The sequence below is a fragment of the Pseudomonas sp. efr-133-TYG-103a genome, from assembly GCF_030209235.1.
GTDB lineage: Bacteria > Pseudomonadota > Gammaproteobacteria > Pseudomonadales > Pseudomonadaceae > Aquipseudomonas.
The window spans coordinates 58995-85170 of record NZ_JARVSK010000016.1 but is presented as its reverse complement, the minus strand read 5'-3'; the positions used below and the strand labels follow the sequence as shown (position 1 = coordinate 85170).

Here is a 26176-nt window from a genome sequence, read left to right as displayed (position 1 = left end):
CTTATAGTTATTGTCGGACGCAAGCATGGAGGTGGAACGTTCAGCTGGCGGTTTCGGCCTCGTACGCCTTGATCGCCTCGGACGCCACACGGAAGGCCGCCAGGCCCAGTGGCGCGCCGCAGTACACCGCGGCCTGCATCAGCACGGCGCGGATTTCTTCCCGGGTCACACCGTTGCGCAAGGCGCCGCGCACGTGAATGCCCAGTTCATGGTGCTGGCTCATGGCAGTCAGCATCGCGATGTTGATGATGCTGCGGGTCTTGAACGAGAGGGTCGGGTCGCCCCAGATCTCGCCCCAGCAGACCTCCGTGACCATCTTCTGCATGGGCCGGTTGAAGTCGTCGGCCGCGGCCCAGGATTTCTCGACATGGCGATCGCCCAGCACTTCCTTGCGATTGTTGAAGCCTTGGTCGAAGCGTTCGTTGTTACTCGCGTTATCACTCATGTTCTTCTCACCTTTGTCGTACGATCGACTGATTGTCATACAGTTGAAACAGGCAAATTTTTTTCAGCCGTGCCGTGAAGAGATCGCTCGGCTCAACTGCCGTAGCCCACTACAGATTTGACTTCCAGGTACTCGCGCAAGCCGTATTCGCCCCACTCGCGGCCATTACCGGAGCGCTTCACGCCCCCGAACGGCGCAGCGAAATCGGCGGGCGGGTAATTCACATGCACGCTGCCGGCCTGTAACTGGCGCGCCACCTGACGCGCACGCTGTTGATCGGCTGATTGCACGTACGCCGCCAGGCCATAGTGGGTGCCGTTGGCGATGGCGAGTGCGTGCGCTTCACTGTCGTAAGCAATCATCGCCAGTACTGGCCCGAAGATTTCTTCCTGCGCGATGGTCATGTCCGGCGCCACGTTGGCAAATACGGTTGGTCTGGCGTAGTAGCCCTTGTCGATGCCCGGCGGCAGTCCAACCCCACCGGTCACCAACTGCGCACCTTCGTCGATGCCGCTTTGAATCAGCGCCTGCACCCGACGCAACTGCGCCCGATTGACCAGCGGGCCAAGCTGGGTGTTTTCATCCGTCGTGGGTCCGACGCTGTAGCCTTCTGCGGCAGCCCTGGCTATCTGGATCGCGTCGTCCATCAGGTGGCGCGGGATCAGCATCCGCGTCGGGATCGAGCACGACTGGCCGCTGTTGGTGAAACAGGCGGCGACACCACGGGTCACGGCGTCCTGCAGGTCGACGTCGTCCAGCAGGATGTTCGCCGACTTGCCGCCCAGCTCCTGGGCCACGCGCTTGACCGTATCGGCGGCCGATCTGGCCACCAGCACGCCCGCGCGGGTCGAGCCGGTGAACGAGAGCATGTCGATGTCCGGGTGTGCCGACAGCGCCGCGCCCACGCCCGGCCCGTCGCCATTGACCAGATTGAACACGCCGGGTGGCACGCCCGCCTCGTCCAGCACCTCGGCGAACAGCAGGCTGCTCAGCGGTGAATATTCACTGGGCTTGAGGACCATGGTGCAACCCGCGGCAAGGGCTGGCCCGACCTTGACCACGATCTGGTTGATCGGCCAGTTCCACGGGGTGATCAGGCCGCACACACCGACGGGTTCGTGGCGGATCAAGGTGGTGCCCTGGGTTTCTTCGAACTGGAAGCGTTGCAGCACGTCGATCAGTTGATTGAGGTGCAGCCAGCCGCGCGGCACCTGAAATTTGCGGGAAAACGTGATGGGGGCGCCCATCTCGACGCGCATCGCCTGGGCGAACTCTTCCTGCCGACGCTCGTAGATCGAGACGATGCGTTGCAGCAGCGCGATGCGCTCGGCGACGGATGTCTGGGCGTATTCGGGCAGCGCTCTGCGAGCGGCAGCCACGGCCCGATCAACGTCGGTGGCATCCCCCAACGCCAGGCGCTCGACCAAGGTTTCGGTGGCCGGGTCGATGACGTCGAACCATGAGGGCGACGCCGGCTCGACCCAGCGCCCGTCGATGTAAAACCTGTCAGCGTTTGACATGGGATCGGGCTCCTTCACTCGCCTTCCTTGGCCAGCATGCGGTACATCTCGGTGTGGTCGGTGGTGGGCGTGGCATCCTGGGCCACGTCGTTCCAGACCTTGATTGCGCTCTGGCCGAAGATCATCGGGTAATCCAGCGCGTCCGAAAGCCCCTTGGCGATTTTCAGATCCTTGTTCATCAGTTGCATCGAAAAGCCGGAGCCGAAGGTGCCGCTGAGCATGAATTGCCTGGCTTTGTTCAGCGAGGTGTTACTGCCGCCGCTCGAGGCGTTGAGCACGTCGACCATGACGCCGGGGTCGATGCCGAAGCGTTTGGCGACATGCAGCGCCTCGACCGTGGCCATCAAGCCCGCTGCCGACACGAAATTGTTCAGCGCCTTGGCCGCATGACCGGAACCGGCCTCGCCGATGTGCAGAATGTTCTTGCCCATGGCGTCGAGCACCGGGCGGCAACGCTGCATGACCTCGGCATCGCCACCCACCAGAATCGCCAGGCTGCCGTCTACGGCGCGCTTTACCCCGCCTGAAACCGGCGCGTCGAGGTAGTCCAGGTTGAGTGTCTTGAGCTGCTGCCCCAGCTCACGGGATCGTGCCGGTTCAGAAGAACTCATGTCGATGACCACCGCCTGCGGCGCCAGGGATGCGGCCCAGCCGCCTTCGCCCAGCAACACGTTCTCGACGATGTTCGAGTTCGGCAGCATGGTGATGAGGATGTCGAGGGATCGGGCGTTTTCAACGGTGAGGGCGCTGGCATTCAGCGTTGTCTGCACCTCATGCAGACGGCCGGCGTCGGCGTCAGCTAGAAACAGTTCGAATCCGGCTTTGGCCAGACAGGCCGTCATCGGAGTGCCCATCATGCCCAGTCCGATGAAGCCGATACGTTGCGGTTGCGTCATGTTCGTGCCCTTTGATTTTTATGTTCTTGTCAATGGCGTCGAGGCGGCGTCAGCAATTCCTGCGTGACGATCACCAGCAGGTGAAACAAAACTATAGGACTGTCATACAATCGGTCAATAGGCTAATTTACGCTTTCTTACCAGCGGCACCTGCTTGCATCCGTTGTCAGCAGCCCTTAACAGGAGAAGGAAAATGATCGTTGAATTGCGCACCTATCACTGTGCTCCCGGCCGTCTGCCGGCATTGCACGACCGGTTTACCAGCACGACGCTGGGATTTTTCGAGAAGTACGGGATCAGGCAGGTCGGTTTCTGGACCAACCTGACGGGGGCGACTAACCAGTCGCTGACCTATTTGTTGCAATGGGAGAGCCTGGCGGAGCGCGAGACGAAGTGGAATGCGTTCCAGGCGGACGCCGAGTGGATTGCCAAGCGCGCGGCGACTGAGGCGCAGGCGATCATCGTTGAGCGGATCGAGGTGCAGTTCATGGCGCCGACGGAGTATTCGGCGTTGCGATGAACAGGTGACCATCAAGGTCGTGTGAATGGCGCTGCTGCTGCAGTGCTCGTCATATCGCCGCAGCACATGCTGTCGACAACCGGCGGCGAGCCGTCACTCGACAGCATGCACCCCTGTCGCTGCCAGCAACTCAAGAACGTTTTTCGACGCGTTCTCGACGTGAAGCAACGCTGCAGCGCAGGCGCCTTCTTCGTCGCGCAGCTGAATGTTGCGGACGATTTCCTTGAGTTCGGCGAGGGTGTGAGGCATGCGCCCTTCGCGGCCCAATGACAAGGCGCGCAGAAGGCTGACGCGGTTGTTGAGTTGTTCGAGCATGCCGCCGACGACGCGGCTTTGTTCGATGTCGAGGAGGACGTGGTAGAAGCGCCGTTTGATGTCCAGCAAGGCCGTGCCATCGACACTGGTGGTGCGCGACTGTTCGGCGAATTCGTCGAAGACCTCGCTCAGTTCGCCCACGTCTTCGTCGGTGGCGTAACGGACGAAGTTGCGCACCGCCAGGACTTCCAGCGCACCACGCACGTCATAGATTTGCACCGCATCTTTGGCATCCACCGACGCGACATACGCGCCGCGATGAGGCACCTGCTCCACCAGGCCTTCGGCTTCGAGCTGCCGCAATGCTTCGCGCAACGACGTGCGGCTCACGTCCAGCGCGGTGTACAGCTGTTGTTCGACCAGACGATCGCCGGGTTTGAAACGCCCCGAGATGATTTCATTGCGCAGTGCATCCTGCACTTGATGCCGCAAGGACGATGCCTGACGTAGTACTTTCATGCTGACTTCCTGAAGACCTGTAAATGCCTTGATGGCGACCCTCCCTGGATGAGAGCCACGTTATACCTGCGGGCCGATCCTCATGATGCGACCCGTCGATAGCAATCGTATTGTATTACAGGAATTTTCGGGGAATTTAAATCAGCCAGTGCTCCGGTGGTCGTTCCAGGCACGCCGGTGCACCACGCCGGCGGGCATTCAGATCGGTCGCGCTTTGGTTCGATGGCAAGAAACGGAGTTTCTCATCGCCTGGTCGACGTCAAATTGGGCACTCCCTAACCCAAGGAGTCACCATGATTGATCCTCATGTCACCATAGAACCCTCGATCCTTTATTTCGGCACGCCCGTGGTTCTGATCAGCACGCAGAACGAAGACGGGACAGCGAATCTGGCGCCCATGTCTTCTGCTTGGTGGCTCGGATGGCGGTGCATGCTAGGCCTTCAGACCGCATCGAAGACGCCGCAGAACATGATCCGGACCGGACAGTGCGTATTGAACCTGGCGTCGCCGGCGCAAGCCGATGCGGTTAATAAGTTGGCGCGTTTGACGGGCACCCAGACGATTCCCGAGCTGAAGCAGCGCCTCGGGTATTCGTACGAGCCTCACAAGTTCGAAGTGGCCGGACTGACCCCGATTGCCTCGCAGACCGTCGCCCCACCGCGCGTGCTTGAGTGCCCTGTTCAACTGGAAGCAGTCGTCATGATGCGTCACGGCATAATGGACGATGATCCCCAGGTCCAGGGCCTGATCTCAGCCTTCGAGGTGCGCATAACCCGTGTTCACGTGCATCCCGATTTGCTCATGCAGGGTCATGAAAACCGGATCGATCCGGCAAAGTGGCAACCGCTCATCATGAATTTTCAGAAGCTCTACGGCGTCAGCAGCAACGAGATCGTGCCCTCGCGCCTCGCAGAGATCGAAGAGCAGCACTACCGTATGCCGGATGTCGACCTTGCACGCGAAGCCATCGCTTTAGCCGCCCGCGACTAGACCCAAGCTCGCGGGTTTCAGGTATGAACTCACGGTTGAGTCAAAAACCGGGCTGAACGATCAACCACCTCTTCCAGTCGGGTGTCCATCGCAAAATGCCCGGCGTCGAGAATTTCGATTTGCGCGCTGGGAAGGTCTCGTTTGAAGGCGTGGGCGCCCTCGACGATGAACGCCGGATCGTACTTGCCCCATAGCACCAACGTGCGAGGCGCGTGGCTGCGCAACCAGGCCTGCCAGGCCGGATACGCCGCAAGGTTGGTGCGATAGTCGTAGATCAGTTCCATCTGGATGGCGGCCTCACCAGGACGGTTGAGGAAGGCCACTTCGTCCTGCCAGAGGTCGGGATCGTAGGCACTGACATCGGGGTCGGTCCCGATATGACGCGCTCGCGTCAGTTCGACCGACAAGTGCGCGGCTTGAAGCTTGGCTTCGTGGGCCGAACGGTTTTCCCAGTAGGCTTTCCGGGTCTCCCACATCTTGCCCAGACCTTCTGTGTAAACGTTGCCGTTCTGGAAGATCATCGCCGTCACTGCGTCAGGTCTGCTCATGGCCAGGCGCATGCCCACCGGTGCGCCGTAATCCTGCATGAACAGCGCGTACCGCTTGATGCCTACGGTGTCAGTGAAGTGCTCCATCAATTGCGCGTAATGATCGAAGGTGTAGCTGAACTGGCCGGGTGGCGGTGCGTCACTGTTGCCAAAGCCTGGGTAATCCGGCGCGGTCAGGTGGAATCGATCACCCAAGCGTCGCATCAGTGCGTCGTACATCCGCGAGGAACTGGGGACGCCGTGTAACAGCAGCACCGCGGGAGCGTTGCGATCACCTATTTCGCGGTAAGCAATCTTCACCCCGTCCACCACAACGTCGCGGTAAGCCATTTGAGGCGAATTCTTTGTTGAAGAGTCGGCGACTGCCTGCCCCAGTCCAAACACCAGTGAAAGCATCAAAGCCAAGTAAGTTGTTGCGCGAAGAGACATGTCTGTAGCTCCTGAACCGGAACGTCGATGGATGTGCCGAACCTGCCGCTGAATGAGCAAATCCGCGTTGGCTGAATAATCCATGTATCCGCTTTTGATCAGAAGCCACGGTGCCGGCAATGCATCGTTTCAACAGATGAAATGATGCAACCTCGCGGCTGGGACGATTTCGCGGGTACGCTCGACCTGTTGGAACACGCTCTTCGCGAGCGCATCGAATCATGATCACCCGTGGGAAACACGACATTCAGTACTGATCCCCATCCGATAAGAGGCGATCCTCATGACCGCGCTAACCAAACACATCCTCGGCCAAAGCGGAAACCTGAGCTGGGGCACGCTCAGCTTCAGCCATCCACTGCTCAGGGATCTGGCGTTGCCCTACTTCGACATCCACGCAGCCCTCCCCGGCCCTCACGTCGCGATCATTGCCGGCATGCATCCCAATGAAGTGGACGCCATGGAAGCGGCGCTGCGGCTCAAGGATCACTTCGCTGAATCGCTGCTACGAGGGTCGGTATCGATCCTGCCGGTGCTGAACATTCCGGGGCTGTTCGAGCACTCGGAATTCGTCTGCCCGGTGGACGGCAAGAACATCAATTTCCTCTCGCCGGGGGACCTTGAGGGGTCGTTCAGCCAGGTGCTGATCCATCAGGTGCTGCATGAGTGGGCGAAAGACGCCAACGTGTTCATCGACCTGCATGGCGGTGACCTGCGCGAAGACGTGGCGAAGTTTGTGATGTGCCAGTTCACCGGCGATGCCGAGTTCGATGCGCAGACCCGTGCGCTGGCCCATCAGTTCGATGCAGACAGCATCGTCGAATTCGCGGCGGATCAGACCAATAATCGCGGTCGCGCGACCAATGAGCTGCCTTGGCTGGGGCGCCATGCCGTGATGGCTGAAGGGGGTGCCAACGGCGTGTTCGATGCAGCGTGCATCGAATTTCATTATCAAGGCGTGGTGAACATTGGTCGCTTTCTTGGATTGACTGCAAACGTTGCGCAGATAGCCAAACAACGTCGAAACGTTGTCGTGCACAACTTTTTCAAAGTCGAGGCGCCGATCAGCGCCAGGCTTTATCTGGACGTTTCGGCAGGTCAGCAAGTCGCCGAGGGCCAGCGTCTTGGGGTGTTGAAGGACATCTTCGGCGAGCCACAGGCAGAGCTGGTGGCCGCTTATGACGGGCTCGTGCTGATGATCGTCAACCACCCGATCGTGAATGAGGGCGAATGGCTGATCAGCCTGGCGCCTCTGCATGGCAGCCCGTCGTGAGCAATCACTGCGGCGCTCTCGTGGAGGGATGTCAGGCGTCCCTCCGCTGCGTCGATGCTTTTGTCACCAAACTCGACGCCGCCGCCAAGCGGCCGAAACAGCAATTGCAGCTTCACCGGATCGTGGAACGGCTAAAGGTGGCAGTTCACTGCTCGATACTCTTCAAGTCTCCGTATCACTACGAGGCTCTTTCAGCGCACACCCCGTCACTTGTGGGTAAGCCCGGCAAACCAGCATGATTTCGGTTTTGGGCTCAAAGCCATGATTGATCATGCAGCGTTGCACTATGGCTGTGCGTCCGATGCTGGCGACATCTGAATTTGACCCCAGTGGTTTTGGATAGCCGCAGGCGTACATCACCGGCAGTGCTTCACTGTCATTGGCCAGTTGGGCAGAGAAATGAAGTGACGCTCCCGCTCTACGCCACGAGATCTGCATGCGTTCGTCCCGGCCTGAATGAGGCTTGATGGGATGAAATGCTTCATCTTCGACAAACGGTAAGCCCTCGAGCTGCGGCAAGCTGAGCGGACGACCCTGCCTTTCTTCGACACAGGCAGGCGTAGTCTTCAATATGTCGCAGTACTCAATTCCGTCTTTGCGAGTAAAACCGAGGCGCTGCATACACTGAAAATGAAGCACCTCTTCGTTTCGTGTGAAATGTTTTTTTGACCCACCTACCGGATCTCCACACTCTGCCATTGCGGCTTTGACGCCCTCTACCGAGGTCGAAGCGCGTTCCCATTGAGTGAACGATGCTGGTGGCGGACAGCCGGTGAGTAGAAGTACCACTGAGATCAGCGCTGGGAGGGTAATAATCTGATAGTTGCTGAACATCTTTGTCCCTGATTTATCCAAGTCCACGCCGAAGGTGTCCCGATCTTTGGGGTCATCCACTAACATCGATTATCCCGCCAGCAGCCATGGGATGAACCTTCCAGAAGTCCTGCGCTTCGCAGGCGACGCTTGAAGATTTATGACCACGGCCGGTGGATTTTTTTCCAATGGCTGGCATGACCAACAGAATGAGCAAAACCGCGACAACCAGAAAGCTATCGCGGTTGTTCCGGGCTTCAGCGGTTAGATTCGGCCAAGCCAGCCTCGATGAAGCGAACGGAACTCTCCATGGCCCGCTGCCCTTCTGGCAGCATGGTGGCGTAGAAGTGCCAAGCATGGAACATCGCAGGCCATACTTCGAGATTGACGCGAACGCGATTATCCGCGAGGTGAGTTGCAAGGCGCATTGCATCACTCAACATCAACTCGTTCTCGCCGATCTGCACCAGGATGGGTGGAAGCCCCGTGACGTCCGCAAACACAGGCGAGGCCAGAGGATGATTGGCCAATGTATTGCCCAGGAATGATCTGGCGAGAATGTCCAGAACAGGCTTGGAGTTCAGAGGATCCAGACCTTCACGGTTGCTCATGGAAGCACCGGTGTGTTCAAGGTTCGCCCATGGCGAGATGGAGGAGCCAACCGCAGGCAGTGGAAGCCCTTTCGATTTCGCCGCGACCATGACGCTGACAACCATCGCGCCGCCAGCTGACTCACCAGAAAACGCAATCTTGTTAGCCGGGATCTTCTGCTCAAGCAGCCACTCGTAGGCGCGCAACGTGTCGTCAATAGAGGCTGGAAACTTGTGCTCAGGGGCAAGGCGATAGTCCGGCATGTACACACGAGCACCGAGCATTTTCGCGTAGTTGCCGCCGATGCCGTGGTAGCCGTCTGGACGACCCACAATGTAGGCGCCGCCGTGGATGTACATCACCACTGCGTCCGTCTTGATTTCGTCCGGGGTAACCAGCGTGCCGGGTACGCCACCCATGTCGACTGCTTCGAATTCAACGCCAACTGGCGCTGGATTTTGCGCGAGCATTTTTGCGTAAGCGTCGCGGATGTCGCTCATTTTGGTGGTGGTATCGATTCCTTTAAGAACGGGCACCAGATCGCTAAGGCTGTTGGCCCAGGTCTGGACGGCTGCTTGGACTTTGGTGTTCATATGACCTCAATTGATCGCAGGGAGTGGATTAGCTAATTGAGATACTATGCTCAGTATTGGGGAATAGGGTTCCCCATAACAGGTGCCAGGCCGCCCGAACGTTGAGACTACCGAGACCCCATGGAACTGCATAATCTGAATGACATCGCCGCGTTCGTAAGCTCGGTAAACGCTGGAAGCTTCACGGCGGCGGCAAAGCAACTGGGCCTCACGCGCTCTGCGGTGGGAAAGTCGATAGTCAGGCTCGAGACTCGTCTACAGGTACGGCTACTGAATCGCACTACGCGCAGCTTGAGCATGACCGATGACGGCCAGGTTCTTTATGAGCGCTGTGTGGGCGTTCTCCAGGATCTGGATGACGTGGAGGATGCCCTCGCGTTTCGTCGCTCGACACCCAGTGGGCGACTGCGGATGAGTCTGCCGGTTGCGCTGGGCAGACTTCATGTCCTTCAGCACATTGAGTGCTGTCTCAAGGATTGGCCCTCCCTCAGCGTGGATATCGCCTTTTCGGACAGGCTGGTGGATTTGATCGATGAGGGATTTGATCTGGCAATGCGCATCGGGCCACCGAAGGAAGATTCTCGGTTGCTGACGCGCACGGTGGCCTACCAGCAAATGATTACCTGCGCCTCACCCAAGTATCTGGCTGAACATGCCACGCCTGAAACGCCTGAGCATCTATCCGAGCACCAATGCCTGCATTTCGTGAGCGGTGGAAGATTGCTTCCCTGGAATTTTCGCGTGAATGGCAGCTCCGTGTCCGTTACTCATGGTGGAAGGTTGCAGATGGACAGTGCTGAGTCATTGCACCAGTCAGCTGTCGCTGGCCTGGGTATCGCGACGCTTCCTTCCTACGTGGTTAACGACGATTTGAGGAGCGGCAAACTTGTTCAATTGCTCGCTGGATACGCAGAGGCCGCAGAGCCTATTCGGGTGATCTACCCTAGCAAGCGGCATCTGTCTCCAAAAATTCGACTCTTCATCGATAAGCTAGTGGAGTCCTGGTCGCCTTGTCCTCCATGGGAACAGCATCCTGTGGAGGGCTGAAAGTGCGAATGAAAGAGCTTCAGGCGATTGGATCGTCAATGCCTTGAAATTCAAGGCTGGGTTACGGCGAGAGGCCACCCCATCCACCCCAAGCCCCAAGGCTTCAGCGTCTCTGCCGACGCCTCGCAACCCAGGCTGCAAGTGATAGCCCCACGCATGAAAATGCCGTCGCAGTAGCGACGGCACCGGGAGCGACTGGGCAACTGTGATTGAGCGGAACACTCAACTCATCGCCGGCCAATCCGAATAGCCGGTCGAGTCGCCGCCATACCAGTAGGCTTTGGGCGCTTCTGCCAAAGGCGCGCCGCTGGCCAGCCGCGCGACCAGATCAGGGTTGGCAATGAACGGGCGTCCGATGCTGAACAAGTCAGCATCGCCGGCTGCCAGCGTCTGCTCGGCCAGATCCAGTGTGTATTGATTGTTCGCGATGTAGGCACCGCGGAACGCCTGTCGCAGCGCGGCAAAGCTGACACCGCTGACCTCCTCTCGACTCTGCTGCGTGACGCCTTCGATCTCATGGATGTACAGGAGCCCAAGGTTTGACAGCGCGGCAACATAGGTGCCGAACGTGCGCATGGTGTCGCTGTCCAGCGGGGTTTCGCCCGGCGTAGTGGTGACTGGCGAAATGCGAATGCCCACTCGTTCGGCGCCCCACACGTCGATGACAGCCTGGACGACCTCCAGCGGGAAGCGAAGGCGATTTTCCAGCGAGCCGCCGTAACGGTCGGTCCGAACGTTGGTACTGTCGCGAACGAATTGTTCCAGCAGATAGTTGTTGGCCGAGTGAATTTCCACTCCATCGAAACCTGCGTCTTTGGCATTCTCAGCTGCCCGGCGATAGTCCTCGACGATCAGCGGAATTTCATCGGTCCTGAGCGCACGAGGCGTAACGAAATCCTTCATGCCTTCATGTACGCGAATCTGTCCGTGTGGCTTGATGGCAGAGGGCGCGACGGGCAAACCCCCGGCGTGCATATCGGGGTGCGACATGCGCCCCGTATGCCACAGTTGCAGGAATATTTTGCCTTCGCGCTGATGTACGGCTTGAGTAACCCGTTTCCAGGCCGCAATTTGGTCATCAGTCCAAATGCCTGGCGTACGGGTATAACCGCGCGCTTGGGCCGAAATGTTGGTCGCCTCCGTAACGATCAAGCCTGCACCTGCGCGCTGGGCATAATATTCGGCGGCATAATCAGGCTGTATGCCATTGTCATCTGCGCGGCTGCGGGTCATGGGCGCCATCACGATGCGGTTCTTGAGTTGCAACCCACCCAAGGTGACAGGCTGCAGGATCGGGCTTGCAATACGATTGGTCATGAAGATCTCTCTGCAGAATGAGGAAGTTGACAGGCGTATCAGTCGACGGTTTTGGCCCAGACGGCTTGCGCGTTGGTGAACTCGCGCAGCCCAAAATGCGAGAGCTCTCTGCCGTAGCCACTTTTCTTCACTCCGCCCACCGGGATGCGCGCATTCGTGGCGGGGAAGCCGTTGATGAAAACCCCACCCGTTTCCAGTCGGCGGGCAATGCGCTGGGCGCGGGCCTGGTCCTGTGTCCACAGGCTGCCGCCCAAGCCGTAGTCACTGGTGTTGGTCAGCGCGATGGCATGTTCGGCATTTTCAGCGACGGTAATTGCGGCGACCGGTCCAAAGGTTTCCTCGTCGAATGCGGCCATTCCCGGCAGAACGTTGGCCAATACCGTGGGTTCGTAGAAGTTGCCAGGGCCGTCCATTTTTTTGCCTCCCAACAGCAAGGTGGCACCGGCGGCGATGGTGCGCTGAACCTGGCCATCGAGCTCGTCCCGCAGATCGCCACGCGCCATTGGCCCGACGATACTCTCGCTGTCCAGTGGGTTTCCGACCTTCAATTGCCGGACAGCCGCCACGAACTTGCGGGTGAATGCCTCCGCGATCGGCTGCTCGATGATGAAGCGCTTGGCCGCCAGGCAAACTTGGCCGGCATTCTGGAAGCGGGCTTCGACGGCGGCTTTGACGGCCAGATCGACATTGGCGTCTGCCAGCACGATAAAGGCGTCGGAGCCGCCCAGTTCGAGCAGACTCTTCTTGAGCGCCTTGCCGGCAGTGGCCGCCACGGCCGACCCGGCGCGCATGCTGCCTGTGAGGGTGACCGCTGCGATACGCGGATCTTCGATCGTGCGAGCCACTGTATCGTTGTCCGCGATGAGATTAGCGAACAGTCCCTTCGGGAAACCTGCGGCCTCGTAGGCCTCTTGCAAGGCGTACGCAGAGCCCATCACGTTAGGGGCATGCTTGAGCAGGAAACCGTTGCCTGAAAGCATGATCGGACCCGAAGCACGAATCACCTGCCACAAAGGGAAATTCCAGGGCATCACGGCCAGAATGGTTCCGATCGGCAGGAACGAAACGTGAACCTGATCATCGCCCTCGACGTTCACGGGCTCATCAGCCAGGATCGCGGGACCATTGTCGGCAATCCATTCGATCGTCGCGGCACACTTCTCCACCTCCGCCCGAGCCGAAGCCAGGGTCTTGCCCATTTCGGCGGTGATCAAGGCCGCAAACAAATCCGAACGGTCGCGCAGGGTGGCGGACAGGCGACGATAAGCTGTGACTCGCTCGCGCATCGGGGTGGCACGCCACAGGCGGAAGGCAGCCGCGTTGGTATCCAGCAGCTGTTCAACCTCACTCGGCGTCTGGAAAGGATACGTCGCGATCAGTTCACCCGTTGCCGGATTACGCGAAGTCGCAAAGGCGGGTGCAGTCGAAGCGGGGTTCATTGCGGTCATCGGGATCACCTCTAAAGTATCGCTGCAACGCGGTGTGCGCTGCGATGAACGCTACTTTAGGGATGTTCGCAAAGGCCAATAAGGCGTCTTGTTATCCTATGAGTCAGAGTCATAGGCATGGTGACGAGGGATGTACGTCACGAGCGAAAGATCTGGCCTGCCTTCCGGCGTCAGCGCCACGTAGGTGAAGTCGATATAGCCGCTGACTGGATGCAGCAACCGCTTGCGTCCTTCGTCGAAGCCCTTGACTTCGGTCTCCTGCCACCACTCTCGGAACTCCGGGCTCTGGGCCGAGAGCTCTTCGACCAGACTGTCGAACGGCGCCTTGTCTTGAGCGAGTGCCCGGGAGGCGCGAAAGGTGCTGATCATTCCGCGGGCCATTTGCTCCCAATCCAGAATCAATGTCCGATACGGGATGTACAGAAACAACAGACGCAGGGTGTTGCGCTCATGAGGCTGCAATGAGCCGTAGTCGACGAGCAAATCAGCGATAGCGTCGTTCCAGACCAGAATGTCGAGTCGGGAGTTGCGCACATAAGCAGGGACAGGGTTGATCGCGCGCACCAGCATTTCCAGCCCTGGAGTGATGCCGCCGCCAGCCGCCGGGGCAGGCGCTTCAAGCGCAGACAACGCAAACAGATGCGAAGACTCGACGTGATCGAGCTTGAGAACTTTGGAAATACGCCTCAGCGCGTCAGGTGACGGTTGGATATCCCGACCTTGCTCCAGCCAGGTGTACCAACTGACACTCACACCGGCCAGAACCGCGACTTCCTCCCGACGAAGACCCGGAGTGCGACGAGGCCCCTCTGGCAGGCCGAAATCCTTGGGGTCCAAGCGGGCCCGTCCCGCAGAAAGGAATTTCCCGAATTCACGCCGTGCTTCCAACGATGGTCTCTTGGTCATGGGGCCCTCATGTACGACAGGTCATCGCCGGATCGTAAAGCCTTGGATGAGATCCGGTCGAGTGTTTACAACTGCCGATATGAAAGTTGTATTCCAGCCAGGCATGCCAGCGTTAGGCCGGAATGGGTGTACGAGGGCATCGGCAATGAGCGGGAGCTTGCCGAAGCCTTCGCGCAGGCGGCTGCAACTTCATTCCCACTGTCGCCAAGAATCGGGAAATCCGTCGCGTTCGCCAGCATTCCTGCGCTCTTGGGCTCTTGAGTTCTTGAGCTCTGAAGCTCGAGGCAAGCACCCACCTCCATTACCCGATGACCGCCTGGATGACGAGCACGCCGACCAGGCCCAGCAGGGACTGCAGGCACAGCATCAAGGTCCAGGTACGGAACGTCTGCGCGACCGTCAGCTGGAAATATTCCTTGAACAGCCAGAATCCCGAGTCGTTGACATGAGACAGCATCACCGCGCCCGAGGCCGTCGCCAGCACCAGTAACTCGGGCGACAGTTCCGGATGGGCCAGGGCCAGCGGCGCGACGATGCCTGTCGCCGCGACCGTGGCGACCGTGGCCGAGCCCAGGCAGATGCGCAGCAACGCAGCGATGCCCCAACTGAGGATCAATGGGTTGACCGCCCAGCCGGAGGCGTGATGGGTAATCAGCGCGTCGAGGTGGGTCGCGGTGAGCATTTCCTTGAAACCGCCACCGGCCCCCAGAATCATCACGATCGCACCCAGCGGAGCCAGGCCCTGTCCGGCCATCTTCTGCACCTGATTGAGGCTGAAGCCCGAGCGCAACCCCAGCGCGAAGAAGGCGAAAATCACCGCGACCAGCAGCGACAGAATCGGGTTGTTGAGGGCATTGAAGAAACCGAACAGCTCGCTTCCTTTGGGGTTGAAAGCGATGCCCAAGGTGCCGATCAACATCAGCCCTGGGGGCAGAAGCACCGCGATGATCGAAGCCACCAGCGAGGCCTGAGGTTGACCTTCGGCGGCTTCCCGCGCGCCCACAGGGCCGGCCGTCAAGTCTGGGGCGGGGCCGAACCAGGGGCTGACCAGTTTGGTGAATATGGGCCCGCAGATGACGGCGACCGGAATGGCGATCAGCAAACCATAGAAAATCGTCAGCCCGGTATTCGCGTGAAATGCCGCGACGGCCAGGGTCGGCGCCGGATGCGGCGGCAGCAAGCCATGGGAGACATACAGCCCGGCCGCCAAGGGCAGGCCGATGTAGAGAAGGTGACTGTTAGTGCGCTTGGCGACGGTGTACACCAGCGGCGCGAGCATGATGAAGCTGACGTCGAACAGGTGCGGCATGCCGATCAGCAAAGCCGCGGCGCAGATTGCCCAAGGCGCATATTGAACCGGGCGTTGGCCGATGAAGGCATTGGCGATGCGATCCGCCCCACCGGAGCCCAGCAGGATGCCGCCAAGCAAGGTGCCGAGGCCGATCACAGGGCCGGTCTTGGCCAGCGCCGAGCCGAAACCCTTGGCAAAACTGTCCACGGTTTCCGCCGAGCTGACGCCGCTTAGCAGGCCCAGGGCAATGGCGGTCAAGGTCAGGGCGAGAAACGGATTGAGCTTGAGTCGGGTAATCAGAACGATAAGGACGACAATGGCGCCGGCCGCCATCGAAAATATAAACAGTTCACTATTCATGTTTTTGTTGAGCCTGTTTGCACGTTTTCAAGGTGAGGTGCTGAGCCGGATCGGGGCGCCCGCCGAGCGGGCGCCCTGCTTCAGACGGGCTGACGGCCTTCGCACCATGCGCGGTGCAGTTCGGCGTCCTGACCGCTGAGGTCGGAGAGGGTCAGCAAGGACCCGGCCTTGATATCCCGAGCGGCAGTGGCATGGGCTGCCAGATACAGGGGCGCGACATCGTCGCCCGCGTCAGCGGCCGCCAGCAGCACGGCTTGAACGCCGGTTACGTCATGGTGATGGCCGCCCATGTTCAGCACGGTGCCGGCAGCGATGTCCACGGTGGCGCGGCCTGCAAGCACGGTGCATTGGCTAGGCTTGTCGGTCCCAGACGCACGCTTGTGCAGGACGGCGTTGAGCAACGTGATGGGCGTTTCAACACCCATGAAGTGATACGGCAGGTACATGCACGCATAGCGGCCATTGCGGCTGACCACATGGCCTTTCTGCGCGAGCAATTGCCAGGTGGGCTGGTCGTGGGTGCGAACGATCACGAAAACGCCGCCGGCAAAACTGGCTTCATCGGGCAGGCGCAGCACGTTGAACACTTCGATCACACCAGGCTTGCTTAGCACGCCGCCGTCTTCCCGCAGGGCGTAGATGTCGGCCAGCTCACTGGTGCGGGCAATGGGGTAATGCATCAGCTCGACGTCAGGAATCAGGCCGGTGTTGGTGGCTACCACGGACATTTCGCAGTAGTCAGCGGTCGCCGACGTCTTCAAGCCGCTCAGCGCCGCGCGTCGCGCCGCCAGGGTGGCAGGAATGTCGTCACCCAATTGCAGCAGGTCGCCCATGGCCGGGGCAGCGATCGTCTGGTCGAGTTGAGTAATGCTGCCGGTCTTTGGATCGAAAATCAGATCGTACTCGCTCGACTTACCTGCCGCGATAATCTCCAGCCCCAGCACCCGTGCCCAGCTCACCCAGCCGATCAGGTTGGCTGGCTGATCGCCGTCCGCGGTGGTGTAAACCACGCCGTGCCTGGCGGCCAGACGCGACAGGCTGATACCGGAGACCGAATCGACTTCTTTGCTGACCATGGCCACGTGGCGACCGGCCTCGATATCGCGACGCGCCGCGCGGTAACCCACGGCCGGGTTGCCGGTGGCTTCGACCAGAATGTCGTAACTAGCGTTGGCCAACAGTTCGATATCGGCTACCAGCACGATGGCGTCTGTGGGCGCCGCGGCAACAGCGGCAGCATCGGCGCAGTGGATCAGGCTTTCGGCGGCGAAACCCAGCTCCAGGCACAGCGCGCGCAGGCCGTCGACGTCAAGGTCGCACAGCGCTGCTGCCTGCAGCCTTGGCATTTTCAGCGTTTGTGCCAGCAATGTGCGGGAGAAACCACCTTTCGCGCCGGTCAGGGCATAGCGAACGGGGGCCGACTGATTCGCAAACAGTAACTCGAAATTCATCGGTAGACCTCGGAGTAGAGCTTGTCGTGCCGGGCACTGCCTTGGCACAAGCGTCGTTATTGGATTATTTGTTGCCGAGGTGGAGGACCATAATGCCATTTTCACATTTCAGTCAATTTATTTAACATGAATTAACACCAAGAAAGGCTCATCGAAGCAGATAGCGCCGCTTACACGCCACGGAGACGGATCATTACCATTTTTTAACATAGCGATGTGAGGGCAGCGATACCGGGAATCGGTAACGTCGAACGAGCTGGGAGCGTTCGGACCTGGGTATTCAAACCTGGCCTGGGATATAGCAAGCGCGAGCGATCTGACGGTCAACCGGCTCGAGCACGCGTCACCTCACCCGAACGCGCAGAACCTGGCAGTCAGGGCACGGCTTGTGCATAGACACCGATGCTGAGCTGCTCAGCATCCGGCCAAGGACCTTCGGCCTGCCGTCCCATTCGTCCCCCTGGGTAACGTGCTGCATGGCCTGATCGAGGCAGGGCACCGAATCGGTTCGCCTCGCCTGTTGACCAGATCACAACGGCAGATGCACCCGCGTTCCAGGGCCGACCTGGAGAGAGCCTTGAACTTCACCGCCTTCCGCTACTTCAACGAAGTCGTGCAATCGAAAGCCATCCGGCGCGCCGCTGACCGCTTGCACGTCACCCCCTCCGCCGTCAGCCGGCAGATCGCCCTGCTTGAGCATGAACTGGGCACACCGCTGCTGGAGCGCACCAATACGGGTGTGGAACTGACGGCTGCAGGCGTCATGCTGGAGCGTTACACCCGAACCCTGTTTCGCGACCTGGAGCGTGTACGCGAGGGCATCGCTGCGTTTCGCTCACTCGATCAGGGCGAAGTGAAGATTCACGCCATGGAGGGCGTGCTGTCGAGCTTCCTGCCAGAGACAATTGCAGCCTTCCTGCAACTGCACCCACGCATTGATTTTCAGGTGACCACCTGCTCAAGCGATCTGATCGTCGAGGCCTTGATCCGAGATGAGACCGACATCGGCATCATCTACAACCCCGAGCTGCGCTTTGAAATCAGCGTGGTCGCCGAACGCAAGGAACCCGTGGTTTGTCTGGTCTCCAGGCACGACGAGCTGGCCGGCGAAGCCGTTGTGACGATGCAGCAGTTGTGCAAGCGTCCCCTCGCCCTCCCTCGCCCCAGCTTTGGTCTGCGCCAGCTGTTCGACCGCACGCCCGAGGCACGTCAACTCAAGCCGCGCATCATCGTCGAAGCCAACAACCTGGATATTTTGCGTGCCACGGCTGTGCTCGGCGCCTGCGTGACGATCGGACCGGAAATTTCGGCACGACGGGAAATTGATGCCGGGCTGCTCAAAGCCATTCCTATCGACCTCGACTCGTTCAGAAACGTGCGCTCGGCGGTTTGCGTGCATCAGGACAGGGTCCCCAGCTACGCCACCAACGCATTCCTCAAATTTCTCAAGAGTCGCTTCCCGCTGACCAGCGAAGCATGAGGGTGTTCGAATTTGGGCAACATGGCATGCAGCATTCGCAGTTACGTGCCGCCTGAACCCCCGTGCAATAAATAGTCATCCGCGAACGTCAGCCAATGACATTCGCAACCAAGCTGACCAGGGGAAGCCAGATGCCGAGCATGTTGACCAATGGAATCCAGACCCACTACCAGATTCAAGGCAGCGGGCCCGCGCTGGTGTTCGTCTCCGGGCTGGGCGGTGCGGGCGGCTACTGGGCACCTCAGGTCGAACGGTTTGCCCGGCACTTCACTGTCGTGACCTACGACCAGCGTGGCGCCGGCAAATCTGACCACCCGGACGAGCTGTACAGCATCAAGACGCTCGCCGATGACCTTCAAGCATTGATCGAGGGACTTGCACTGGATCGCCCGGTGCTGATCGGTCACTCGACCGGTGGCGCAATCGGACAATTGCTCGCTGCCCGTGAGCCGCAGTTGCTGGCCGGCATGGTCCTGTACGCCAGTTGGTCGAAATCCGACGCGCACTTCAACTGGTGCTTCCGCATGCGCCGCACCCTTCTGGAAAGCACATCGCTGGAAGAGTACGTCCACGGCAGCGCGCTGTTCCTCTACCCGCCCGAGCACATTCGCGCCAACGCTGAATCGCTGTCGCCGGGCCTTCTGGCATCGGTGGCCAACTTCCCGGCCCGGGAAATCGTGCTGCGCCGTATCGACGCAATCATGGCCCATGACGCGACCGCACAGCTTTCGATGATTCGCATTCCGACACTGGTGACCTGCGCCGACGACGACATCCTCACCCCGCCCTACCAGTCACGTCTGTTGGCCGAGGCGATCAGCGGCGCCGAACTGCACATCGTGCCCAAAGGTGGCCACAGTTATTCGGAGACCGAAACGGCAACGTTCAACGGCCTCCTCTCCGATTTTTTGTCTCGCGTCGGTTTCCCGCAGACCGAAGCTTCAGCCCTCTGATTCAAGGAGTTCACCATGTCCGACAACGACAGCAAAAGCGTGGAGTTCGGTGTTTTTCTGCCCGTCGGCAACGGCGGCTGGATCACCTCCACCACCAGCCCGCAGCTACCCGCGACCTACGATTACAACAAGCAAGTCACGATTCTGGCCGAAACGCTGGGATTTGATTTTGCGTTGTCGATGGCCAAGTGGCGTGGTTACGGCGGCCCCTCGCAACACTGGGATATCACGTTGGAAAGCATGACCACCATGGCCGGTCTCGCCGAAGCCACTAGCCGAATCGGCGTCTGGGGCACGGTGCATACGATGGTGTTTCACCCGGCCGTCGTGGCCAAGATGTCGGCAGTGCTCGATCAGATTTCCAAGGGCCGGTTCGGCCTGAACATCGTGTCCGGCTCGAACCCCACCGACCAGGGCCAGATGGGCCTGTGGAAAGACCTCGACCATTCCGAGCGCTATGAAATGGCCGAAGAGTGGCTGACCGTGCTCAAGCGTTTGTGGGCAGAAGACCGTGTCGACCACAAGGGCAAGCACTACGAACTGACCGACTGCATGTCCAACCCGAAACCCGTTACGCCGCCGCCGATCATCTGCGCAGGCGCCTCGGATCGCGGCTTTCTGTTCACCATGCAGCACTGCACCGGCAGTTTCATGCTGGGCTCCGATCACGACGACTTCATCAAGACCGGTCTGCGGGCCAAGGAACTGGCCGCCCAACAAGGCAAACCGGACTTCAAGACCTACGGCCTGTTCACCATTGTCCCCGGTGCCACCGATGCCGAAGCCCGTGAACGCGTGGCCCTTTATGATTCCGGCGTCGACACCATCGCGCTGGACAATCAGACCCGCGAATACTCCGGCGACAAGAGCTTCAAGCAAAACACCATGGCTCAGCGTTTCGTTTCCCAAGGCGAACAACGCAACTCCATGACCCGTGCCGCCCTCGTCGGCTCGCCGGAAACCATCGGCAACAAGCTCGCTGAAATCATCAAGGGCGCGCAGCTCGACGGCGTGACGGTGATCGTCCCCGACTTCATCGACGACCTGAAAGTGGTGGGCACCGAGGTGCTGGAAGTGCTCGAACACAACGGCGTGCAGACCAACGCACGCGCCCACCAAAAGGCGGCGTGCTGATGAAGACCGGTCCCTGCAATCCCAAAGGCCTCAAGCAACAGACCTACTACAACCATGCAATGGTCCGAGCCGGACAACCGGTGTTCCTGACCGGCCAGGTGGCCTGGGACGCTGATGGCAACGTCGTCGGCAAAGGCGACATCGACGCCCAGGCAAGGAAGATCTGGGAAAACATCGGCCTGGCTCTCGCTGCATTCGGGGTCGGCCCGGAGGCGGTGGTCAAGCTCAACACCTATGCGTTGTCTCGGGAAACGATCCCCGCACTGCATCGTGCCCGCTCGGCGTTCTTCGAAGGCTACGACTTGCCCGCCAGCACGTTCGTGGTGGTGGCCGGGCTCGCCGATGCAGACCTGCTCGCCGAGATCGACGTGACCCTGATTCTGCCGCCGGACTGAACAGATTCTTCAAGCCAGCCTCTTTGCCAATCGTCGCGGTGCGACCAGGAGTTTCGACATGAACGTTCATCACATTTTAGCGATCGCCGCCACCACGCTGGGCTTCAGCTCATTGGCCCATGCAGCCGACGCCCCACGCGTGGCCGCGTTGTTCACGCAGACCGTTACGCAAGGCACATGGGACAGCGCAGGTTACGCAGGCTTCAAGGCCATGGCCGACAAAGACGGCTTCAAGCCCAGCTACCTGGAAAACACCTCCTACGAAGCGGCGCCCGCAGCGCTGCGGCAACTGGCCTCCGACGGCGTGAAACTGATCGTCGCGCACTCGTCCGGGTACTCGGCGGCCATCAAGGAGGTCGCGCCGTCCTACCCGAATACCCAGTTCGTGCTTTATTCCTATGAAGGCTCCACCGCCAACCTGCCCAACTACTCGGCGTGGTCGGTGGACTGGGATGAATACGGCTTCGTGCTCGGTGCGCTGGCGGCATCGGCCAGTAAATCGGGACACATCGCAGTCATCTCGGGCGAGCCGATCCCCTCGGCTGAACGCACGATTCAGTTCATCAAGAAGGGCGCGACGTACGTCAATCCCAAGGTGCAGGTGGATTCAGCGTATGTCGGCTCGTTCGTGGACGTGGCGCGGGCCAAGGAAATTGCCACCGGCCTGATCGCTCGCGGCGCCGACTTCGTGATTCCTTCCGCTGACACCGCTGACGCAGGTGTCCAGCAGGCCGCCGATGAAGAAGGCGCGCTGACCATCGGCTCGTACGGCGATCAGTCGAAGGCCTATCCCAACTCGGTCATGACCTCGACGGTGATGAACTTCAGAAAATCCTACGCCGACATCGGCAATGACTACGCCGAAGGCAAGCTTGGCAATCGCATTGTCACCGAAAACCTGGCGTCCAACGGCTGGGCGCTGGTCATGCCGTTTGCCCACGTCGATGCGAGTGTTCAAGCCAAGGTCGCGAAAGTCATGGACGACTTGAAGGCCGGCAAGATCAAGATTGAAGAGTGACGATCATGCCAATCCCGATCATACAGCTCGACCACGTTTCCAAACGTTACCCCAATGGCTTCCTTGCGCTGGACAACGTGTCGCTCGCCCTTCACACGGGTGAAATCCACGCCCTGCTGGGTGAAAACGGGGCTGGCAAATCGACGCTCATGAACATTCTCTACGGTGTGCACGCGCCCACCGGGGGCGGCGTGCTGATGGAAGGCCGCGAGGTCGTCCACCGGCGCCCCGCCGATGCCATTGCCAACGGGATCGGCATGGTTCACCAGCACTTCAAGCTGGTCATGCCGTTCACTGTGAGCGAAAACCTGGCCTTGGTCGCCAAGGGCGCCAGGCGCAGTGCGTTTCGCCGTCACGCTGACGTTCGTGCCTTCATCGAACGGTTTGGCGTCGACCTGGACCCCGCCGCCGTGGTCGGGCAATTGCCATTGGCCTTGCAGCAGCGGGTCGAGATTCTCAAGGCGCTGGTCAACGAAACGCGTGTGCTGTTGCTCGACGAACCTTCGACGATCCTGACGCCGGCCGAAATCGACAACTTGTACGCCACGCTGCGGCGTGTTCGTGACCAAGGCACCGCGGTGGCCGTGGTCACCCATAACGTCGACGAGGTGCTGGCCAACACTGACCGCTACACCGTGCTCAAGCGTGGCCGTACCAACGGCACCGGACTGATCGCTGATACAGACTCGGCTCAACTGGTTGAACGCATCGTCGGGCATGCCGTGTCCAACGCAGCCCGGATCGGTGCAGAGCGTACGCCCGGCGCTGAGTGCCTGGCACTGCGTGAGGTGTCGCTACGTCCTTCCAGCGGCTCACCGGGCCTGCATCAGATCGACCTGACGCTGCGTGCAGGCGAAGTCGTCGGAGTGGCAGGTGTCGAAGGCAATGGCCAGACCGAGCTGTTCGATCTGCTCGCCGGGCAGCGTCAGCCGGACAGCGGGTCGCTCAGATTCAGCACTGAGGAGATCAGCGTGGCGCTGGTGCCCCAGGATCGTCATCACGAGGGTCTTTCGCTCGACCTTTCAGTGGCTCAGAACCTGCTCTACCCACGCATCATGCTGGGCGAATTCCGTCACGGCGGGCTGCTGGATCATGGCGCCATTGGCGAACAAGCCAAGGTGATGATCGAGCTCAGCGACATTCGCACGCAATCCCACGCCACACCGGCGCGGTCGCTGTCGGGGGGCAATCAGCAAAAAATCGTGCTGGCTCGCGCGCTGGATCAGGCGGCCTCCGTCGTCGTTGTTTATCAGCCGACGCGAGGCCTTGATGTGGCCGCGGCCGAAGCGGTTCTGACGCGCCTGGCACACGCCGCCGACAACGGCACCTGCGTGGTGGTCATCTCCTCGAACATCGAAGAACTGATCCGCGTGTCAGACCGCATCCTGGTGGTCAACGGCGGGCGAGTGACCGGTGAAGTCAACGGCGCCGACATGTCCCTCAAAGCGATCGGACCGCTGATGACGTTGGGTCGGCAACCTCACTCACGTGTTCTGGAGACGGCCGATGCCTGAACTCACCTCACACATGGCGGCGCTGCGCCGACTATTGGCGAAACTCAGCCTTCCCCTTTCGCTGCGGGTCACCCTCGGCGCATTTGCAGGTTCACTGATCCTGGGTGTGGCCTTGATCGCGCTGCTTGGTTTTCCCGTGCTGTCAGCGATGCGTGTGGCCGGTGAAGGGGCGTTCGGCGATGCGCGCGCCGTGGCCGACACGCTGGTGTTCATGACACCCAGGCTGCTGGTCGCGCTCGGCGCATTGATTGCCATCCGTGGCGGCCTGTTCAACCTTGGCGGTGAGGGCCAACTGCAGATGGGCGCGATCGGTGCCATGTTGCCATTCCTCGCGTTTGGCAATATCGGCCCGTTGCTGATGCCGCTGGCGATCGTCAGTGGCGCACTGTGCGGTGCGTTGTGGGGGTTGATCCCCGCCATGCTGAAACTGTGGCGCGGCGCCGATGAGATCATCGTCACGCTGTTGATGAACTTCGTCGCCATCTACTTCGTGAAGTACCTCGTTCAGGGGCCGATGCGCCCCGTCGGGTCGACCTTCAACATGTCGGCACAACTGCCCCGGGAAGGCATCTTTGTGCCGCTGATCGACGGCACTCGCCTGCACCTGGGCGTGATTCTGGCGGTTGTCGTTGCCCTGGCGATCTGGGTTCTGTTGCAACACACCGCCTTCGGCCTGAAGCTGCGCGCCAGCGGCCAAAGCCCCGGTTTCGTGCGTCTGCAAGGACAGTCGGCGGGTCGCATGGTGCTGTCGAGCATGGCGTTGTCCGGCGCCATCGGCGGACTGGCGGGCACATTCGAGGTATTGGGCGTGCAGTACCGCCTGATCGACGGCTTCTCTTCGGGGCTGGGTTTCGAAGGTCTGGCCGTAGCCTTCCTTGCGGGCCTTGAACCCTTCGGCGCAGTGATCGTGTCGTTGTACTTCGGCGCAATCAACAGCGCCGCCCTGAGCCTGCAAAGTTCGCTGTCGATTCCCGCGGCGCTGGCCGACGTACTCAGCGGCTTGCCGATCCTTCTTCTGGCCGTGATCAGCGGCGTCATGCTCACCAAAGGAAAGCCGGTATGGACCTCAACTCGGTAACGATTGCGCTGTTTCTGGCCGCGGGTGTTCGCATGAGTGTGCCGGTCTTACTCGCGGCGCTGGGCGAACTGGTGTCGGAACGCGCGGGTGTTTTCACTATCGGGCTGGAAGGTCTGATGCTGTTCGGCGCCGTTGCGTCGGCGGTGGGCCTTGCCATGACCGGTTCGCCTGTCGCTGCCCTGGCTATCGGCATGCTCGGCGGGACACTCGCGGCAGCGGTGCTGGCGTTGGGTACCGTGCTGGCCCGAGCCAACCAGATCGTCATGGGCATTGGTTTCAACCTGCTGGCCATGGGCGTCACGTCGCTGATCCGCCAAATGGTACTGGTCGATACGCCGCCGGCAGGGTCGTTGCGCGCGGTGACGATGATGAAGCTGCCGTGGCTTTCCGATCTACCCGTAGTGGGCCGTGCGTTGTTCTTCCAAAGCCCTGTGTTCTACGTGGCGGTGCTGCTGGCCGTGGCGCTGTGGCTGATGTTCCGCTTCACCCGATCGGGTTTGTTGCTGCGAGCGGCGGGCGAAAACGCTTCGGCCCTCGACGCTGCCGGACAGCCGGTTCTGGGGCTGCGTTTCGGCGCGGCACTGTTCACCGGAATGCTCGCAGGCCTGGGCGGCGCCTACCTGTGCATCGTCGCGTCGGGCGGCACATTCATCGACGACATGACTGCCGGGCGCGGCTATCTGGCCATCGCGATTGCGATCTTCGCCCGCTGGATGCCCCTGCGCACGCTGCTGGTGGCAATTGCCCTGGGCCTGTTGGAAGCCCTGCAATTTCAGGGGCAATACCTCGGCATTCAGATCGCCACCCCACTGCTGATGGCCACGCCCTTCGTGGTCGCCCTCGTCGCCTGGATCGTCATGGGGCGCGCGGGCGCTGCACCGGGTGATCTGGGCAAACCGTTTTTACGCGGCGCGGCACATTGATCACCGGCCATCGGCAACCGTATTCAACCCACGTTTCGACACCTCAATCAGGAGTGACACATGAATCAGGCAATCAACCCGGACGGCTGGATCATCGGCAAAACCGCCACCGGCCTCAATCACCTCAACTGGGGCATCAAGGCCGGCAACCATGTGTATGTCGCCGGCATGCTGTCCACCGATCCGGTTGACGGCAGTCTGGTCGGCGAAGGTGATATCGAAGTGCAGACCCGGCGCGTGCTCGACAGCATCAAGGTGGTGCTGGAGTCCGCAGGCAGCAGCATGGACCACGTCACCATGAACCAGATTTTCCTGCGCAATCTGGAGGATTACCACGCCTTCAACGAGATCTATGTCACCTACTTCCCCAAGCTCTTGCCGGCTCGTTTATGCGTGAAGCTGGAAATGGTCAAGCCAGAGTTTCTGGTCGAGATCGCCAGCACTGCGGTGATCCCGTCCTGAGTAGT

The 26176-nt window shown here is 60.4% G+C and carries 25 protein-coding genes; 13 read left to right on the top strand and 12 right to left on the bottom strand.

Going from position 1 to position 26176, the window contains the following annotated elements; genetic code table 11:
• Window positions 1–40: 40 nt before the first annotated feature.
• The 3 genes from QRN36_RS14180 to QRN36_RS14170 form a co-directional block, all read right to left on the bottom strand.
• Window positions 41–445: a carboxymuconolactone decarboxylase family protein gene (locus tag QRN36_RS14180; RefSeq protein WP_285424606.1), complete on the bottom strand. Its 405-nt coding sequence runs from the start codon at window positions 443–445 to the stop codon at window positions 41–43.
• A gap of 92 nt (window positions 446–537) precedes the next feature.
• The gene (locus tag QRN36_RS14175; RefSeq protein ID WP_285424604.1) at window positions 538–1965 is read right to left on the bottom strand and encodes an aldehyde dehydrogenase family protein; all 1428 of its coding nucleotides are present in this window, start codon (window positions 1963–1965) and stop codon (window positions 538–540) included.
• 14 nt (window positions 1966–1979) lie between these two features.
• Window positions 1980–2861, bottom strand: coding sequence for an NAD(P)-dependent oxidoreductase (locus QRN36_RS14170; RefSeq protein WP_285424603.1), 882 nt, complete (start codon window positions 2859–2861; stop codon window positions 1980–1982).
• Between the two features lie 193 nt (window positions 2862–3054).
• On the opposite strand from QRN36_RS14170, the gene QRN36_RS14165 reads away from it, so the two are divergent.
• Window positions 3055–3381, top strand: coding sequence for an NIPSNAP family protein (locus tag QRN36_RS14165; RefSeq protein WP_285424602.1), 327 nt, complete (start codon window positions 3055–3057; stop codon window positions 3379–3381).
• A gap of 93 nt (window positions 3382–3474) precedes the next feature.
• Here the strand turns inward: QRN36_RS14165 and QRN36_RS14160 are convergent, their stop codons facing one another.
• Window positions 3475–4155, bottom strand: coding sequence for a GntR family transcriptional regulator (locus tag QRN36_RS14160; RefSeq protein WP_285424601.1), 681 nt, complete (start codon window positions 4153–4155; stop codon window positions 3475–3477).
• 293 nt (window positions 4156–4448) lie between these two features.
• Between QRN36_RS14160 and QRN36_RS14155 the strand changes: the two genes are divergently transcribed.
• Window positions 4449–5147, top strand: a complete 699-nt coding sequence (locus QRN36_RS14155) for a flavin reductase family protein (protein ID WP_285424600.1) — start codon at window positions 4449–4451, stop codon at window positions 5145–5147.
• Window positions 5148–5176: 29 nt separating this feature from the next.
• Here the strand turns inward: QRN36_RS14155 and QRN36_RS14150 are convergent, their stop codons facing one another.
• Complete coding sequence (locus QRN36_RS14150) at window positions 5177–6025, bottom strand: alpha/beta fold hydrolase (protein ID WP_285424599.1); 849 nt, start codon at window positions 6023–6025, stop codon at window positions 5177–5179.
• A 382-nt stretch (window positions 6026–6407) separates the two neighbouring features.
• Here QRN36_RS14150 and QRN36_RS14145 point away from each other — a divergent pair, with 382 nt between their 5' ends.
• Complete coding sequence (locus QRN36_RS14145; protein WP_285424598.1) at window positions 6408–7397, top strand: succinylglutamate desuccinylase/aspartoacylase family protein; 990 nt, start codon at window positions 6408–6410, stop codon at window positions 7395–7397.
• A 162-nt stretch (window positions 7398–7559) separates the two neighbouring features.
• Here the strand turns inward: QRN36_RS14145 and QRN36_RS14140 are convergent, their stop codons facing one another.
• Both QRN36_RS14140 and QRN36_RS14135 read right to left on the bottom strand, forming a co-directional pair.
• Window positions 7560–8297, bottom strand: a complete 738-nt coding sequence (locus QRN36_RS14140; RefSeq protein ID WP_285424597.1) for a hypothetical protein — start codon at window positions 8295–8297, stop codon at window positions 7560–7562.
• 170 nt (window positions 8298–8467) lie between these two features.
• Window positions 8468–9394, bottom strand: coding sequence for an alpha/beta hydrolase (locus tag QRN36_RS14135; protein ID WP_285424596.1), 927 nt, complete (start codon window positions 9392–9394; stop codon window positions 8468–8470).
• Window positions 9395–9514: 120 nt separating this feature from the next.
• On the opposite strand from QRN36_RS14135, the gene QRN36_RS14130 reads away from it, so the two are divergent.
• Window positions 9515–10441, top strand: coding sequence for a LysR family transcriptional regulator (locus tag QRN36_RS14130; RefSeq protein WP_285424595.1), 927 nt, complete (start codon window positions 9515–9517; stop codon window positions 10439–10441).
• A gap of 222 nt (window positions 10442–10663) precedes the next feature.
• Here QRN36_RS14130 and QRN36_RS14125 read toward each other — a convergent pair whose 3' ends face one another.
• The 5 genes from QRN36_RS14125 to QRN36_RS14105 all read right to left on the bottom strand — a co-directional run bounded on the left by QRN36_RS14125 (window position 10664) and on the right by QRN36_RS14105 (window position 17214).
• The gene (locus QRN36_RS14125; RefSeq protein WP_285424594.1) at window positions 10664–11758 is read right to left on the bottom strand and encodes an alkene reductase; all 1095 of its coding nucleotides are present in this window, start codon (window positions 11756–11758) and stop codon (window positions 10664–10666) included.
• Window positions 11759–11796: 38 nt separating this feature from the next.
• Window positions 11797–13197: an NAD-dependent succinate-semialdehyde dehydrogenase gene (locus QRN36_RS14120; protein ID WP_285424808.1), complete on the bottom strand. Its 1401-nt coding sequence runs from the start codon at window positions 13195–13197 to the stop codon at window positions 11797–11799.
• A 105-nt stretch (window positions 13198–13302) separates the two neighbouring features.
• Window positions 13303–14112 (bottom strand): helix-turn-helix transcriptional regulator, encoded by an 810-nt coding sequence (locus QRN36_RS14115; RefSeq protein WP_093458053.1) that lies wholly within the window; start codon window positions 14110–14112, stop codon window positions 13303–13305.
• 301 nt (window positions 14113–14413) lie between these two features.
• Window positions 14414–15763 (bottom strand): gluconate:H+ symporter, encoded by a 1350-nt coding sequence (locus tag QRN36_RS14110; protein ID WP_285424593.1) that lies wholly within the window; start codon window positions 15761–15763, stop codon window positions 14414–14416.
• Window positions 15764–15843: 80 nt separating this feature from the next.
• Window positions 15844–17214, bottom strand: coding sequence for a hypothetical protein (locus QRN36_RS14105; protein WP_285424592.1), 1371 nt, complete (start codon window positions 17212–17214; stop codon window positions 15844–15846).
• Window positions 17215–17791: 577 nt separating this feature from the next.
• Here QRN36_RS14105 and QRN36_RS14100 point away from each other — a divergent pair.
• The 9 genes from QRN36_RS14100 (at window position 17792) to QRN36_RS14060 (ending at window position 26171) form a co-directional block, all read left to right on the top strand.
• Complete coding sequence (locus QRN36_RS14100) at window positions 17792–18694, top strand: LysR family transcriptional regulator (protein WP_285424591.1); 903 nt, start codon at window positions 17792–17794, stop codon at window positions 18692–18694.
• Window positions 18695–18834: 140 nt separating this feature from the next.
• Entirely contained in the window at window positions 18835–19647 is an 813-nt protein-coding gene (locus QRN36_RS14095; protein ID WP_285424590.1) for an alpha/beta fold hydrolase, read from the top strand.
• 15 nt (window positions 19648–19662) lie between these two features.
• A complete protein-coding gene (locus QRN36_RS14090; RefSeq protein WP_285424589.1) occupies window positions 19663–20781 on the top strand; it encodes an LLM class flavin-dependent oxidoreductase in 1119 nt (372 codons plus the stop codon).
• Complete coding sequence (locus QRN36_RS14085) at window positions 20781–21176, top strand: RidA family protein (RefSeq protein WP_285424588.1); 396 nt, start codon at window positions 20781–20783, stop codon at window positions 21174–21176. The genes QRN36_RS14090 and QRN36_RS14085 overlap by 1 nt, the downstream gene beginning before the upstream one ends.
• A 58-nt stretch (window positions 21177–21234) precedes the next feature.
• Entirely contained in the window at window positions 21235–22194 is a 960-nt protein-coding gene (locus QRN36_RS14080) for a BMP family protein (RefSeq protein ID WP_285424587.1), read from the top strand.
• A gap of 5 nt (window positions 22195–22199) precedes the next feature.
• Window positions 22200–23708, top strand: a complete 1509-nt coding sequence (locus tag QRN36_RS14075) for an ABC transporter ATP-binding protein (RefSeq protein ID WP_285424586.1) — start codon at window positions 22200–22202, stop codon at window positions 23706–23708.
• Window positions 23701–24786: an ABC transporter permease gene (locus tag QRN36_RS14070; protein ID WP_285424585.1), complete on the top strand. Its 1086-nt coding sequence runs from the start codon at window positions 23701–23703 to the stop codon at window positions 24784–24786. The genes QRN36_RS14075 and QRN36_RS14070 overlap by 8 nt, the downstream gene beginning before the upstream one ends.
• Entirely contained in the window at window positions 24768–25709 is a 942-nt protein-coding gene (locus QRN36_RS14065; protein ID WP_285424584.1) for an ABC transporter permease, read from the top strand. Before QRN36_RS14070 ends, QRN36_RS14065 begins: the two co-directional genes overlap by 19 nt.
• A gap of 60 nt (window positions 25710–25769) precedes the next feature.
• Entirely contained in the window at window positions 25770–26171 is a 402-nt protein-coding gene (locus tag QRN36_RS14060; RefSeq protein WP_285424583.1) for a Rid family hydrolase, read from the top strand.
• The last annotated feature ends 5 nt before the right edge of the window (window positions 26172–26176 follow it).

Coding starts and splice junctions, on each gene's coding strand:
- QRN36_RS14145 (WP_285424598.1), top strand. CDS start 6,408: ATGACCGCGCTAACCAAACACATCCTCGGCCAAAGCGGAAACCTGAGC.
- QRN36_RS14165 (WP_285424602.1), top strand. CDS start 3,055: ATGATCGTTGAATTGCGCACCTATCACTGTGCTCCCGGCCGTCTGCCG.
- QRN36_RS14090 (WP_285424589.1), top strand. CDS start 19,663: ATGTCCGACAACGACAGCAAAAGCGTGGAGTTCGGTGTTTTTCTGCCC.
- QRN36_RS14095 (WP_285424590.1), top strand. CDS start 18,835: ATGTTGACCAATGGAATCCAGACCCACTACCAGATTCAAGGCAGCGGG.
- QRN36_RS14175 (WP_285424604.1), bottom strand. CDS start 1,965: ATGTCAAACGCTGACAGGTTTTACATCGACGGGCGCTGGGTCGAGCCG.
- QRN36_RS14150 (WP_285424599.1), bottom strand. CDS start 6,025: ATGGCTTACCGCGACGTTGTGGTGGACGGGGTGAAGATTGCTTACCGC.
- QRN36_RS14110 (WP_285424593.1), bottom strand. CDS start 15,763: ATGAATAGTGAACTGTTTATATTTTCGATGGCGGCCGGCGCCATTGTC.
- QRN36_RS14075 (WP_285424586.1), top strand. CDS start 22,200: ATGCCAATCCCGATCATACAGCTCGACCACGTTTCCAAACGTTACCCC.
- QRN36_RS14115 (WP_093458053.1), bottom strand. CDS start 14,112: ATGACCAAGAGACCATCGTTGGAAGCACGGCGTGAATTCGGGAAATTC.
- QRN36_RS14170 (WP_285424603.1), bottom strand. CDS start 2,861: ATGACGCAACCGCAACGTATCGGCTTCATCGGACTGGGCATGATGGGC.
- QRN36_RS14140 (WP_285424597.1), bottom strand. CDS start 8,297: ATGTTAGTGGATGACCCCAAAGATCGGGACACCTTCGGCGTGGACTTG.
- QRN36_RS14085 (WP_285424588.1), top strand. CDS start 20,781: ATGAAGACCGGTCCCTGCAATCCCAAAGGCCTCAAGCAACAGACCTAC.
- QRN36_RS14105 (WP_285424592.1), bottom strand. CDS start 17,214: ATGAATTTCGAGTTACTGTTTGCGAATCAGTCGGCCCCCGTTCGCTAT.
- QRN36_RS14060 (WP_285424583.1), top strand. CDS start 25,770: ATGAATCAGGCAATCAACCCGGACGGCTGGATCATCGGCAAAACCGCC.
- QRN36_RS14065 (WP_285424584.1), top strand. CDS start 24,768: ATGGACCTCAACTCGGTAACGATTGCGCTGTTTCTGGCCGCGGGTGTT.
- QRN36_RS14080 (WP_285424587.1), top strand. CDS start 21,235: ATGAACGTTCATCACATTTTAGCGATCGCCGCCACCACGCTGGGCTTC.
- QRN36_RS14135 (WP_285424596.1), bottom strand. CDS start 9,394: ATGAACACCAAAGTCCAAGCAGCCGTCCAGACCTGGGCCAACAGCCTT.
- QRN36_RS14180 (WP_285424606.1), bottom strand. CDS start 445: ATGAGTGATAACGCGAGTAACAACGAACGCTTCGACCAAGGCTTCAAC.
- QRN36_RS14120 (WP_285424808.1), bottom strand. CDS start 13,197: ATGAACCCCGCTTCGACTGCACCCGCCTTTGCGACTTCGCGTAATCCG.
- QRN36_RS14130 (WP_285424595.1), top strand. CDS start 9,515: ATGGAACTGCATAATCTGAATGACATCGCCGCGTTCGTAAGCTCGGTA.
- QRN36_RS14125 (WP_285424594.1), bottom strand. CDS start 11,758: ATGACCAATCGTATTGCAAGCCCGATCCTGCAGCCTGTCACCTTGGGT.
- QRN36_RS14160 (WP_285424601.1), bottom strand. CDS start 4,155: ATGAAAGTACTACGTCAGGCATCGTCCTTGCGGCATCAAGTGCAGGAT.
- QRN36_RS14155 (WP_285424600.1), top strand. CDS start 4,449: ATGATTGATCCTCATGTCACCATAGAACCCTCGATCCTTTATTTCGGC.
- QRN36_RS14070 (WP_285424585.1), top strand. CDS start 23,701: ATGCCTGAACTCACCTCACACATGGCGGCGCTGCGCCGACTATTGGCG.